At 40.0% G+C, this 13,631-nt stretch carries 10 protein-coding genes; 7 read left to right on the top strand and 3 right to left on the bottom strand.

The window, feature by feature from the left end; translation table 11 throughout:
• Positions 1-52 precede the first annotated feature (52 nt).
• The 6 genes from pstC (at position 53) to QYZ87_02440 (ending at position 5,918) form a co-directional block, all read left to right on the top strand.
• Positions 53-901: a phosphate ABC transporter permease subunit PstC gene (gene pstC, locus QYZ87_02415; protein ID MDN4753387.1), complete on the top strand. Its 849-nt coding sequence runs from the start codon at positions 53-55 to the stop codon at positions 899-901.
• Positions 901-1,794: a phosphate ABC transporter permease PstA gene (gene pstA, locus QYZ87_02420; protein MDN4753388.1), complete on the top strand. Its 894-nt coding sequence runs from the start codon at positions 901-903 to the stop codon at positions 1,792-1,794. The genes pstC and pstA overlap by 1 nt, the downstream gene beginning before the upstream one ends.
• Positions 1,795-1,932: 138 nt before the next feature.
• A complete protein-coding gene (gene pstB, locus QYZ87_02425; GenBank protein MDN4753389.1) occupies positions 1,933-2,709 on the top strand; it encodes a phosphate ABC transporter ATP-binding protein PstB in 777 nt (258 codons plus the stop codon).
• A 29-nt stretch (positions 2,710-2,738) separates the two neighbouring features.
• Positions 2,739-3,452, top strand: coding sequence for a PhoU domain-containing protein (locus tag QYZ87_02430; GenBank protein ID MDN4753390.1), 714 nt, complete (start codon positions 2,739-2,741; stop codon positions 3,450-3,452).
• Entirely contained in the window at positions 3,445-4,128 is a 684-nt protein-coding gene (locus tag QYZ87_02435; GenBank protein MDN4753391.1) for a response regulator transcription factor, read from the top strand. Before QYZ87_02430 ends, QYZ87_02435 begins: the two co-directional genes overlap by 8 nt.
• A gap of 89 nt (positions 4,129-4,217) precedes the next feature.
• On the top strand, positions 4,218-5,918 hold the full coding sequence (locus QYZ87_02440) for an ATP-binding protein (GenBank protein ID MDN4753392.1): 1,701 nt from the start codon (positions 4,218-4,220) through the stop codon (positions 5,916-5,918).
• A 348-nt stretch (positions 5,919-6,266) separates the two neighbouring features.
• On the opposite strand, the gene cls is transcribed toward QYZ87_02440, so the two are convergent.
• Both cls and QYZ87_02450 read right to left on the bottom strand, forming a co-directional pair.
• A complete protein-coding gene (gene cls, locus QYZ87_02445; protein MDN4753393.1) occupies positions 6,267-7,757 on the bottom strand; it encodes a cardiolipin synthase in 1,491 nt (496 codons plus the stop codon).
• Between the two features lie 348 nt (positions 7,758-8,105).
• Positions 8,106-8,984: a CorA family divalent cation transporter gene (locus QYZ87_02450; GenBank protein MDN4753394.1), complete on the bottom strand. Its 879-nt coding sequence runs from the start codon at positions 8,982-8,984 to the stop codon at positions 8,106-8,108.
• Positions 8,985-9,207: 223 nt separating this feature from the next.
• On the opposite strand from QYZ87_02450, the gene ruvC reads away from it, so the two are divergent.
• Entirely contained in the window at positions 9,208-9,762 is a 555-nt protein-coding gene (gene ruvC, locus QYZ87_02455) for a crossover junction endodeoxyribonuclease RuvC (GenBank protein MDN4753395.1), read from the top strand.
• A gap of 1,111 nt (positions 9,763-10,873) precedes the next feature.
• Here the strand turns inward: ruvC and QYZ87_02460 are convergent.
• A complete protein-coding gene (locus tag QYZ87_02460) occupies positions 10,874-13,258 on the bottom strand; it encodes an outer membrane beta-barrel protein (GenBank protein ID MDN4753396.1) in 2,385 nt (794 codons plus the stop codon).
• Between the last annotated feature and the right edge of the window lie 373 nt (positions 13,259-13,631).

A 13,631-nucleotide genomic window follows, 5' to 3' on the forward strand; every position in this document is an offset into this window, starting at 1 on the left:
AGTAATGAGTATCCACTCTAGATCCCCTATTATGTACGTTTGACCACAGACGATGAAAGATAAACTATTCAACGGATTGCTAGCCATTGCTGGTGTTGTAATCATCATCATCTCAGCAGGAATCCTCTATGCACTAACGTCTGAAAGTATTCCAGCCTTCAAGGAGTTTGGCGTCTGGAATTTCATCACATCGAGTGCTTGGGAAGATAGGAGTGATACCTTTGGAGCCCTTCCTTTTATCACAGGGACACTCCTCACGTCAATTCTGGCACTTCTCATCTGCATCCCCTTTTCTCTATCAGTGGCACTTTTTAATGGGGAGTACTTTAGAGGCAAGAAAATATCAAGGATTGTCGGAACTGTGGTGGATCTACTAGCTGGTATCCCATCTATTGTTTATGGTTTATGGGGGTTTTATACCGTACGTCCGATAATGATTACTCTGGGTGTTAATGCACAAGGCTTTGGTATCATCTTAGCATCCATCGTTTTGGCGATTATGATTATTCCTTATGCCTCTTCCTTAAGTGCAGAATTTATCAGTATGGTACCCAATGATCTAAAAGAAGGAGCCTACAGCTTGGGAGCTACGAGATTAGAGACCATCAAGGCCATCAGTATCCCATCTGCCGGCTCGGGGATCTTCGCAGCATATATCTTGGCGTTCGGTAGAGCATTGGGAGAAACAATGGCAGTAACCATGCTGATTGGGAATACTAATAACATACCTATCAACCTCTCAGATACAGGGAATACAATGGCGAGCGTTATTGCTAATCAATTTGGAGAAGCTGGTGGTATAAAGCTTAGTTCATTATTTGCGATTGGCTTTTTGCTCTTCCTAATCACAGCCATAATTAATATGATAGCTAAGGTGGTCATTAATAGAGTCAGTAGATGATGAATAAGATTGAAGAAGTATCACGCCGACCAAGTAAGACTGGTCGTAGAATAGCCTTAAGCAAGTTTGTATTCATTGTGGTCATTATCCTCAGTGCCTTTACTGCGATACCACTTTTATCCATATTATTTGAATTGATAGCCAAAGGCTGGCGACAGTTTAATGGGGCATTATTTACAGAAGTAGCTCCGACCTCAATGGAGGCCATGTTTGCTCGACAAGGAGGCAATGTCATACCTGGTGGTATCTTGAATGGTATTACAGGTACTCTAACGATGTTGGGGTTGGCCATACTATTGTCCATTCCATTAGGCGTACTGGCAGGGATCTATCTAGCTGAGAAGAAAGATGCTAAGCTTGCGAACGTCATTCGTACTCTGACCGATATTTTACAGGGAGTACCTTCGATCGTTATTGGTATCGTTATCTATATGTGGGTAGTAAAGTCTATGAATAATTATAGTGCATTAGCTGGGGGTATAGCTCTTGGACTTATGATGATTCCGATGATTGTACGAAGTACCGAAGAGAGTCTCCGAATGATTCCTGACAGTCTCAAGGAAGCCGGCTTGGCACTGGGAGGATCATATACTAACGTAATGTTCAAAGTCATTTTACCAAGTGCCTTCGGGGGGTTATTTACCGGCATTCTACTATCTATCTCAAGGGTAATGGGGGAGACTGCCCCTCTATTGGTGACCGCTCTTGGAGCTAATTATGTTCATGGAGATATTACCAAACCTATGAGTGCCGTCAGTCTTTTGATTTGGGAATTTTATAATGATCCTAATCTAGCGGACTTAGTATGGAGCTCATCCCTACTTCTACTCCTTTTAATTCTAGGTATGAATTTGCTGGCGAAGATGATAGCAAGCCGTTGGCGGATACAATAAAAACAGTTATATTTATAAGCAATTATGACAGATGCTAAGCAAGTGACACAGACACAAATAACAGATATTGGTAGCATGGAAAAAAAGCCGACGTCATTGGGAGGATTTAATGCAGCGGATGGATTGTTAAGATCACCAATGCAGACTCAGGATGAACTGACACCTATCATTGAGATAAAAGATTTATCCGTATCATATACTCCAGGAAAGAAAGCCATAAAGGACATTTCGGCTACTCTTTATAAAAACCTTATTACAGCGGTCATGGGACCAAGTGGATGTGGCAAGAGTACTCTACTAAGAGCCATCAATAGGATGCATGACCTGTACCCATCTATAAAAACAGAAGGGGAGATACTTATAGAAGGGGAGGATATCATGAAAATGAATCCCATGCAAGCTCGTAGAAAAGCTGGTATGGTATTCCAGAGACCTAATCCATTCCCGACAATGTCTATCGAGGAGAATGTATTAGCTGGATACAAACTAAATGGTATTAAGCTGACAAAAGATGAAAAAGAAGAGATTGTCGAGACTAGCCTCAAGAATGTCGCTCTATGGGAAGAGGTTAAAGACTCCATGAAGAAAAAGGGATCCTTCCTCTCTGGTGGACAACAACAACGACTCTGTATTGCTAGAGCTCTGGCTCTTCGCCCTGAAGTGCTTCTGATGGACGAGCCAACATCTGCTTTGGACCCGATATCTACGAATCGTGTGGAAGAGCTCATCATGGAACTAAAGCAACAATACTCTATAATCATCGTCACCCATAATATGAGCCAGGCCGCTCGTCTTTCTGACAAGTCGGTATTCATGTACCTTGGTGAGTTGGTAGAGTATGGTAATACGGATCAGATGTTTACCAAGCCTAAGGACAAGAGAACTGAAGATTATCTCACTGGTGTTTTCAGTTGATTTATTCATGAATATTGTAATCTAAGTATATGAAAGATAATAAAAGCAATCCTTTTACTAATTCTATCAAGGAGCAGCAGCTGCAGATTTTACTCAATCAATTTGAGCTCATCTCAAAAAACACTTTATTGCAGCTAAGCATTGTCAAAAAACTTTTTGACAATCCAGATCTTGATGTCCTTTTCGAAGAGGCACAGTCTAATGAAATCATTATTGATAGATTAGAATTAAAAATGAGAGAGGAGGTCGCTTTCGCGATATTTAAGTTCTCCCCTGTTGCTGAAGACCTCAGACGGATCATTGCCTATCAGGACCTAACAACTAACCTAGAACGTATTGGTGATATGGCGATGAATATCATGCTCTACCTGAGAGAGATTGACTTCAACAGACCTGACCTTCACGAACTAAAGCAGCTTTGCTTTGAGATGCTTGACTCGGTAATACAGATGATTAGGAATGGTATCCTTAGCTTTACTAACGAATCTATAGAGACCGCCTATGGTGTACTAAATTCCGACAATCTTGTAGATGACCAGTACTATGCCGTCAAAAACATGCTCTGCAACTTATATTCTGATCGAGACTTAAGGACAGAGGATGTGAAAGAACTCATCGGAATTGAATGTATCGCTCATAACCTTGAGCGATGTGGGGATAATGCAACAAACATTGCTGAATCAACAATTTACCTAATAAAAGGGAGAGACGTAAGACATGCTAAACCAGACTCAAATGAATAAAATCTTAGTCGTTGATGACGAACAGGATATACGTGAAATACTTCAGTTTAACCTTGAACACGAAGGATTTAATGTCCTCACTGCATCGTCTGCAGAAGAAGCTCTAGAGATACTTGATGAAAGTTTTTCGCTCATCTTATTAGACGTCATGATGGAGGGGATGAGTGGTTTCAAGATGGCCGATCTATTACGAAAGGAAGATAACCTCATACCTATTATCTTCTTAACGGCAAAAGACACTGAAAATGATATGCTCACTGGATTTATGCTGGGAGGTGATGATTACATCAAGAAGCCTTTTAGCGTCCAAGAAATAATTGCCCGAGTTAAAAGTGTCTTAAAAAGAACAAATATCACACCCATCCAAGAGCCCAATGATGAGATAATAGACCTAGGACCTATTCAGATCAATCGAAAAGCGATGACAGTGACGGACAATCATGGCATCATTAGGGTCACCAAGACTGAGTATGATATACTCGTATTACTAAGCACCAACATTGGCAGGATTTTCTCTCGTCAGGAGATTCTGGATAATGTTTGGCAAAATGATAGCATCGTATTAGATCGGACCGTGGATGTACATATCGCACGTCTGAGAAAGAAACTAGGAGAGCATGGTAATTATATTGTAAATAGGGTGGGCTTTGGTTATACCTTTAAAATGCCGAAGTAAGAACCTGCCCCTATCAGTTCGTAAGTAAGAGTCAAGCCAGGATGCCACATGCACTACTGTGTTAATAATAGCAATTAAAGATCATTAACGTGAAAACAACATTTTCAAAGAAGATATTTTATCCTACTCTAGGTATCATTGCACTATTTATGATTGGACTAATCATAAATCAGCAAAAGATAGAGCATGATATGAAGTTTGATGCACTGGCTTCTAAGTTAGAGGCTTACAATGATCTTATTCACCTTGCTTACGAAAAGGACCTGGTACCAGAGGTAAAACAACTGTTACCAACAGACCTAAGAGTAACAATCATTGAGAATGAAGGTAAAGTGCTCCGTGACACAGAGGTAGATAACGTCGGTAAGATGGAGCTCCACGATACTCGTCCAGAGCTCCAAGAAGCTAGATTTCACACCTTAGGAAGTGACATTAGGAAATCCGTAACTACAGGGAAGAAGACTCTGTACGTTGCCAATTTTTACCAAAATTATTATATACGAACAGCGTTACCCTACAATCATTCACTAAAGAGCACATTAACAAGCTCCAACTATTTTATCATCATCAGCTTGTTAGGATTTTTTCTTATATCCATTTTGCTATATTTCCTCTTAAGAAAATACGACCGCACTATTGCACAGCTTAAGAAAGTAGGTGAGATGGTAGTTAATGGACATAATGTCACAGCTGATGACTTCCCAGAATCTACAGGCAGCGGGATATCAAGTGTCCTGTTAGCCATTTTAGAGCAAAAACAAAAAAATAATGATGAGCTAGAAGAGTCGAAAGATAGATTAGTTTCTCATTTCCAACTTTCTAATACCGGGATTGCCCTCTTTAATAAAGATAATGAGGTAGAATACACTAATAGCCACTTCATTCAATACGCTAATATCCTATCCACTAGTGCGATGACGCAAGCCAAAGAATTTTTGAATGAGCATATCATGCTACCTATCAAAAGGTTTATTGAAGATCATGATTCTCAGGAACGAAGTACAGCTATTACAGTCGCACAGGGCAATAAAATATTCGCCATCAAAGCACTAAAGTCCGGAGGTGGAAAATTTGAAATAACCATCGAAGATGTCACCGAAGAAGAGAAAAATAGGCAGCTCAAGCAAGAGATGACCAGCAATGTGACTCATGAGATTCGTACTCCATTAACCTCCATCCGTGGATATTTGGAAACGCTTAACTACATGGATCTTACAGAGGAAAAGAGAAATGAATTCATCGAAAAAGCGTTCCAACAGACAATCCGTCTTAGTGAGATGATGGATGATATCAGTTTGCTATCTAAGTTAGATGAAGAAAGCCGAAGCTTTGAATACGAGAGTGTTAATCTATATTCTGTGGTTGAAGAGTTAAGGGTTCATTTTTCAGATATTATTATAGCACAGAATAACACTTTTATCAATAAACTAGATCCTGATACTAAGATAAAAGGGAACCGCTCTTTGATTAATTCGATCTTCAGAAACCTCATGGAGAATACGCTAAGGTATGCAGGTCCTGGGGTTGAAATGGTAATTACTCAGTTCCATCAAGATAATCATTACCTCTATTTCTCATACTACGATACTGGGACAGGTGTATCAGAAGAACACATGAATCGATTATTTGAGAGATTTTATCGGGTAGATAGTGGTCGTACACGTGCGACTGGTGGCTCTGGTCTAGGGCTAAGCATCGTAAAAAACTCTGTGCTCCTTCACGGTGGTCAAATACAGGCAAGGAGACATACCTCTGGAGGATTGGAAATACACTTCAATCTTCACCGTTAATTAGCCCATTTTACCAGCTATAGAAAGCGAACTAATATACTACTTTATTGGTGTCCGATAAAAATCTCAATAGTTCTTATAACGAATTGAATTATAGCCTATTACACTACAATTAGAAGAAGGGGGCTTGTCTCATAAAACTATATTGATTATCAATGAGTTAAGTATGTTTATCGGACACCAATAATACTACTTATACTTAGCTAACTTTGCTTGTCCCCCAAAAACATCAGCGGTCTGATAGCTTCTAAGTAAGTCATAAAGCAAATAAACGACCGCACTTCTTCCGCACTATCAAAGCCTCTGCTAAAATATAATCAGAGCAAGAGAGTAAGAATGTTATACTCATCAAAGTAGCGGAGAAAAAAGTCGCAATGTGGACTCTAAGAGACGGTTCCAGACAGGACGCTTACTCCATTCCTCAGCATTCAAGAGCGTTCCATTTTCATCAAAGTCACGCTGCATAATCTCTCCTAACATCACCGTAAACGCCTTGTCATAGACCACAGAAGTAATCTCAAAATTATGCTCCAGGCTACGGAAGTCAAGATTGGCTGAGCCTATGAAGGAAATCTCGTCATCTATCGTGATAAGCTTAGAGTGGAGAAATCCCCCATCGTACCTATACACATCCACCCCCGCCTCTATAAGCTCAGCATAATATGACTGAGCAGCATACTTGACAGTAAAGCTATCACTTACCCATGGTATCAATATCTCCACTTTCACGCCACTCAGAGCAGCACCTATGATAGCTTTATTCAAGCTCTCATTTGGAAGAAAGTACGGGGTATGGATTTTAATAGACTTACGTGCTTCATATATGCTTCGGCAGAGTGCTTGTAAAAGAGTGCGAAAATGCCCTGTAGGACCACTACTAAAAGTTTGCATAAATGCACCTCGACACTTAGGAGCTCTCTGGTACGCCTCAGACGAATTGGGGATAATCTCATCCTCTAGTCTATTTAGCTGGTCCAATGATTCCAAGCCTATATACATCGTCTTAGGAAGTATCTTTCGCGTAGCGACATACCAGTCTGTCATGAAGGCAGCTTGTAGACCATTAACAGCCATCCCCGTAACACGAAAATGGGTGTCTCTCCACTGTCCCAAGTAATTTCCAAAGGTATAATGATCAGCTACATTCATCCCTCCTATATAGCCCACATGACCGTCGATGACGGCCACCTTCCTATGATTTCGATAATTGACTTTGCTAGTCAACTCTGGGAAGGCAACAGTTAGTATGGGTTCAGCCTCAATTCCATGACGCCTCAGTTCCTTCCAAAATCTATTGGCTGTATTAAAGCTCCCCACATGATCATAAATGACACGTATAGCAACTCCCTCCTTAGCCTTCTCTATCAGAGACTCAGCCAGCATCACACCAGTACGATCGTCAAATATCTTGAAATACTGTAGATGTATAAACTTTTTTGCCCTCTTGATATCAGCTAAGAAACTCTCGAACTTGGATAACCCATCCGTAAAAACAGCAATCTCTGAAGCCTGCATCACACTGCTCCCCGTCTGCTGATGAATAAGATCAAAGAGAAGATTATGATGCCCTAAAAAAGGCAACTCAGTAACACTCACGATAGGAGCTTTCTGAACTGCAGGCTTATTGATCCTCTCATACGTCTTTTTCGAGATGATTCTCAATTGACGAGTATCCTTACCCACAAAAAAATAGACAATCAATCCAAATAGAGGGAGCAATAAGATGATAATGATCCAACTCAGAGCCTTTAGAGGATTGCGATTCTCCAAAAGGATCACAATCACGGTACTGATAATAATCAGCACATAAAAAATAAGCCAAATTGTTGTCCAACTCATAAATCGATAGCGATTGACTGCCTAGTTAATATCAACGACACAATATAATTATTTTTTGGCTACTAATTCAAACTATTGCCCGCCTATGTGACATCCAAGGACATGTCCCTACCCCAAAACTTTATCCTAATCCTATTTATAACTAAAAGAAATACAACGGTCATAAAGAAAGGGTAATGGGCTCATAGCATCTTCCCTAAGTGGTGCTTATAAAAAAGCCATGAAAATTTGATTAATGAAAGAGATGTGAGGCTCAAATGGCATAAGCGACGATTCTTACTTAAGAAGTATTAGACCAAGCCCATATATCAAGGGCAATGCCATTGATTGCCAGCACTAAGAGTCATCTCATAGTATCTTCTTTCGCTTGAACCAAATATAAATCAAGACCGAAATTATTAGCATCACCAGCCACGTGACATAGTAACCATACTTAAAACTAAGCTCAGGCATCTCTCTAAAGTTCATGCCATAAACGCCGACGATAAATGTTAGGGGCAAGAAAAATGCAGAAAAGACGGTAAGCAGCTTCATCACATCATTATTTTTCTGTGCGGTAAAGGTCATGTGTGAATTGAGTAAAGAGTTGGCATCCTCTACCACCTCCTCAGCGTTGAGCGTTAGGTGCAATAATGTATCTTTCAAATCTTGTAAAGTAGAGGCTAACTCGTCACTCACAGAAAGTTGGCTCAATACGTCTTGAGAAATAAGCAGTATTTTCTTAACCAACCGAGCCTTTGACTTTTCGTAGTATAGTTTTTCAATGGACAAATCACCTCCACCCTCTAGGAATATATTTTGTTCAAATTCATCCATTCGATCAGTTTGATTGAGTATAGATTGCTCATAAGTCATAAGCAATTCACTAAATAAGCGTAACGCCACCTCATCAGTACTTTTAAAATCGGGAGAGACCTTTTCCATAAAGCTAAATGAAGCTTTATGGATAGTAACAAGAGATTTCTTATTAATGAAAAAGGCGACCTTACTACTAAGCTGCTCGACCTTAATGATTTTTTCACTATCCGTCGCCGTATATGCTCTTAGTATAATAAATGTATATTCTGGTGTTCTCTCAATTTTAGGAAGGTGACCAATTTCAAAAACATCTTCGAGGAAGTTAGCATCTATATCAAAAGGGAATTCAACAGAGTCAAATTCACTTTCCGTTGGATTCTGAAGGTCTATCCATTCAAAATCATCAAATTTCAATACAGTTTTACTCATTACTTTATCAAAAAAAATATCCTATTTCATGAAGGCTCAGGGTATGACAAATGTATTAAAAAATATGGACACTTATTTTCGCTTAATACATTTTCTCAATAGCACCAATTAGCAAAGTTCTCCCTCAAAACCACTCATTTACATTGTGAGGATGATGGTCTCATAAATTTCTATTATAAACTACTTCATAGCAGTGTAGATGTTTCTTATTATCTTTGTATCAATGGAAGACAAAATAATCATAGGCATAGACCCTGGTACTATTTTTATGGGTTACGGTATCCTAAGAATCCAAAAGGGGAAACCTCATTTGGAGGCTATGGGCATCCTTAGGCTTGACCGATTCACCAGCCACTACGAACGTCTGCTGAAGATCCAAGAGGGTGTTGAGGCACTAATAAATCGTTACCACCCAGACGCGATGGCTCTAGAAGCACCCTTCTATCACAAAAACATCCAAACCACATTAAAGTTAGGAAGAGCACAGGGTGCGGCTATGGTAGCTGCCCTAAAGCATAATATTTCGGTAAGCGAATACTCTCCAATGAGCATAAAGAAAGCCATTACAGGACATGGAGGTGCTTCTAAGGAACAGGTGGCAGCCATGCTACAGCACATTCTCAATATATCCAAAGAATCTATCATGGATCACCTCGATGCCACTGATGGCGTCGCAGTCGCCCTTACCCACCACATCCAAGAGACCTCCCCGATAGCCAAAAGCTCTAAAAGCTCATGGGGTGACTTCATTAAAAACAACCCCGATAAAGTCCTCTAAGATTATTTTTAATAAAAGAGCATGCTCAATACCGAAGGCATCAGAGGAGCTTAACATTGTGTCAGATCTCATCATACTCGGAAGCAAATAGCTAGATACATACGATCCTTCACCGAGTCTGAGATTCCACTACCTCGATACTTGCTTATGGCATCATTCAAGCAGTAAATAACAGTTAGTCATATAGCGATAAGTAAGAACATCAAGACATTTAGCCTGCTGCACCTCGAGTTGGTCCTACATGAACCACCATAACCATTCGTAAGCAACTACAGCAAAATAGGGTTCAACCCGAACCGAAACGCGCATTTCATGACGAGCTAATGATAAGAGAACACTGCTGACATATCTGTGATAATCACACTTCTTGCCTCTTTTAAAATGTGATTTACACGAGCTTTCAAAACGTAACCCCAAGTGCTGATTTTGAGTGCTAGTTGGGGGCAAAAATTTAGTTATATAAAAGAGAAATGTTTCTTATATGGAACATAATTTTTTCCTATGAGAAGACGAACGCGTTCCTATAGGAAGAAATTTCGCTCATTCTAGTGCACTTTATTCATGAAGAGCCTTTCATTTCGTGACTTATTACCAACCTCATAAAAGTGTCCCTAAAATGGACCAAATGGTAGTTATTAAAAAGCCTATTCACAGAAATAAAAACTCCATTCCGCATAAAAGAACTTAAGAAACACCAACTATGCAGCGAATTCCAAACTCATTGATATAGCCCAGTTAGTACGAGGTCCACTATAACAAAGATTAAGGGCTGTTGCTAAACAATGGGACTCTGTTGCAGACATTTTAGTACGACTGATAATTGATGTCTCAAAACATCTACCATAAGGACCGCATCTCACATGTCTCTAAGTTCATCCTCTCACCCCCTGAAGAAGGAGCTATATCTGGGAAACGTTTTTAATTGGTGTCTTTTGCCAACTAGAATAATCAGAGAATAAATACGCGATTAAAAAATAGTAGCACAAAGCATAAATTATCTATATAAAACGAGGAGATGGAAACAATTCCACCTCCCCGCTACGAAGAATAATTATATCTAGAAAAGTAATTTATCACATTTTATTCGAGCATGCTAAAGGTCTCATGACACCTAATTCATACGGTCTAATACTGAGTTTAGTGCACCTTGACCTCGATACTTACTCTTGGCATTATTGAAGCGGTAAGTAATGTTCAACTTTATAGCTGTAGGTGAGAACATTGAGACATTTTGTCGGCTATATCTTGAATAGGTCCACACTGAACCTCCATGACTATTTGTAAGATTATAGACAGATAGCGAAGTGTACAATTTTCCATACCACCACTTCTTGGAGAGTTCCCCATAGGTATATAGCAAAGGCTTATCTATCTGCATATTTTTTTGATGACCACAAATGGCATAATCGGCACTAAGAAATAAATAGATATCATGAGGTAAGGCAAAGCTATTATTAAAGTTAATCATAAGAACAGGCTTAGATCTATTCCTAAAAGTCTCGAAATCCCAGTACTCAAAGCCTATCTCTTGATTGACAATAAATGAGAGGTCTGGACTCCAGCACCCTATCTTAGGAGCTGCATTCAGGGTCAATCGGACACTATGGTATGGCTTACCATTAATCGGAGCCAGCAAGATAGTCTTAGGCTTATGTCCTGTAGGGCTACTCTCATCGGGCATCAGATTAGTATGTTCGTCGAGGATGTTATCTTTATTATAATCATAGGAGAGCATCGCCATGAACCAACTTTTCTTTACCATACTCTGTACTCGGTAAGTGATGAGGGGTTTTAACTGAGGATTACCACTTTTATACATCCACTTACTGATATAGCGATATGTAGGCTGTAACAGCCAGTAGCTAGGTCGGGAAATAATGCTTCTCATCGCTATCTGACCATTCCAACCACGCCCTAGCTCACCAGAAAATGAGAACGATGGAAAGAGATTAAAGCTTCTTCTACTCACCTCATCTACTCGCTTACCATTTTGATTAAAATCTGTATCCACATACTCCATCCTTAAGCCTGCTGATGCTTGCCATGCTCCTATAGGTAGAGCATACTGAGCAAAGAGAGCCGCCATCTGCTCAGCTGTCTTAGTCCTCGTATCTGGTAGCTCCAATTCCTCTGCATTGAGTGCCACATAATTATTTTTCACCCAAGTGTATTCACCTCCTACCGTCAAGCTACCCTTGCCTAAGTCCCCAGATAGCTCCCCTCTCACTCCAGCCGAATGAGTCTCTTTGGAGGTCATGTTCTCTGCATTCAATACATTAGGATTACCCACAATCCGCTCAATAATATTTTGAGTGCTTCTATTCTTATTAAAGTAAAAGTCCGCATCCAACTGGGCCTTCCATGCACCGAAATGCCTAAGATAATAGGCTGATGGTCTATGTGCTACATTCCACTTCGTATCCTCACGACTATCAGACGAATACTTTAGTAGTGGCTCTTGATTCATCCGAAGTTCACTTACATTATGAGATGAAGAGTAATCATTCTCACCCAAGAGTGAATAGCGAAGACCCAAAGAGCGAACTTTATCCTCATAATTAATACCAAAGACATTATTATACTCTTTTCCTCCAAAAAAGTACTTTAGCTCATCATATGCCGTCCACTCGTCCTCATCTACCTTAGAATGAGACTTGACATAAGGATTATGATTAGAGTTATTTAGATCATAGTACGAAGTATTATAGTAAAAGTCCCACCCATCATAACGGTAATTGAGCTTAATATGCCCTCCATAACCAAGGGCAGCATCTATACTTTTCTTGAGAGAAGTACCTACACTACCACTGAGTCCAGAGCCCGGCTCCCTCTTCGTATATATCTTAATCACCGATGTTGCCGAAGCACTATACCGGCTATCTGGAGTCGTCAGCACTTCTATCCTCTCAATGAGATAAGGACGTAATTGCTGCAACTGAGTTTTGTCCCTCATCAATTTATCATTAATGTATATAATAGGGGTACCATGCCCCACGACGGTAATCTCTTCACCCTTAACCTCTACAAGTGGCACCCCCCTGAGGACACTATAAATATCAGCTAGGTTAGCCAATGGCGATAAAGAAATGTCTGTACTCAGTCCACCCGGTATCATCTTGTGCGATATTCGCTGAGCAGTGACGACCGCCTCATCTAGAATCGTTGCCTCCTCCTCAAGCACAATACGCACCGCCTCATCAGAAGCGACCTCCGTATGAGAAGTGCGGTAACCGAGCAAACGTACCCTAAGTACAAAAGGATAATCATAACCCTTCGTATTCAATACAAAACCTCCCTGATCATCAGTAATACCACCATCGATCACCACGGAATCAGATAACGCTACCAGCTGTACCGTCGCAAATGATATATTGGCACCATTGCCATCTACTACACAGCCCCTTACATTTTGTGCGCTCGCCTTTTGTGCCCTCACTTCAACACTCATCAAAGTAATGAGGCAAGCCACAAATGTTAGTTTAATTAAACGTACCATTTCATTCGTTATTAAGTTAGTTAATTATCCTTTTCGAAAACAAATATAGTACAATATCAGTACATTGCAAAATAAACTACCTTATTTTCATGTCTATTGTATTATAATGTTGTGTAAAAGTATATAGACAGAACCTTAGACCCACAGACACGACAAGGTACATCGGCATTATGCGCCTATAATCCATAGAGCACACCATCACAAAACTTTTTCTATTCCCTCAAAGACTTTCAAAAGTCTTCGGTACCAACAAAAGTCCTACTTTACATATTCCACCATTACCACCACAGGCATCTTCTCATCATAAAAGAAGCCAAGTTAATAAGCAGTCAATAACAAGGTAAAAACTAGAGCAGAAAGATGAAACGGAGAT

This window comes from Porphyromonadaceae bacterium W3.11, assembly GCA_030434245.1.
In the GTDB taxonomy this organism is placed as follows: domain Bacteria; phylum Bacteroidota; class Bacteroidia; order Bacteroidales; family Porphyromonadaceae; genus Porphyromonas_A.

Bases quoted from the DNA above. Each gene is read 5' to 3' on its own strand.
- pstC (MDN4753387.1), top strand. From the start codon at position 53: ATGAAAGATAAACTATTCAACGGATTGCTAGCCATTGCTGGTGTTGTA.
- pstA (MDN4753388.1), top strand. From the start codon at position 901: ATGAATAAGATTGAAGAAGTATCACGCCGACCAAGTAAGACTGGTCGT.
- pstB (MDN4753389.1), top strand. From the start codon at position 1,933: ATGCAGACTCAGGATGAACTGACACCTATCATTGAGATAAAAGATTTA.
- QYZ87_02430 (MDN4753390.1), top strand. From the start codon at position 2,739: ATGAAAGATAATAAAAGCAATCCTTTTACTAATTCTATCAAGGAGCAG.
- QYZ87_02435 (MDN4753391.1), top strand. From the start codon at position 3,445: ATGAATAAAATCTTAGTCGTTGATGACGAACAGGATATACGTGAAATA.
- cls (MDN4753393.1), bottom strand. From the start codon at position 7,757: ATGAGTTGGACAACAATTTGGCTTATTTTTTATGTGCTGATTATTATC.
- QYZ87_02450 (MDN4753394.1), bottom strand. From the start codon at position 8,984: ATGAGTAAAACTGTATTGAAATTTGATGATTTTGAATGGATAGACCTT.
- ruvC (MDN4753395.1), top strand. From the start codon at position 9,208: ATGGAAGACAAAATAATCATAGGCATAGACCCTGGTACTATTTTTATG.
- QYZ87_02460 (MDN4753396.1), bottom strand. From the start codon at position 13,258: ATGGTACGTTTAATTAAACTAACATTTGTGGCTTGCCTCATTACTTTG.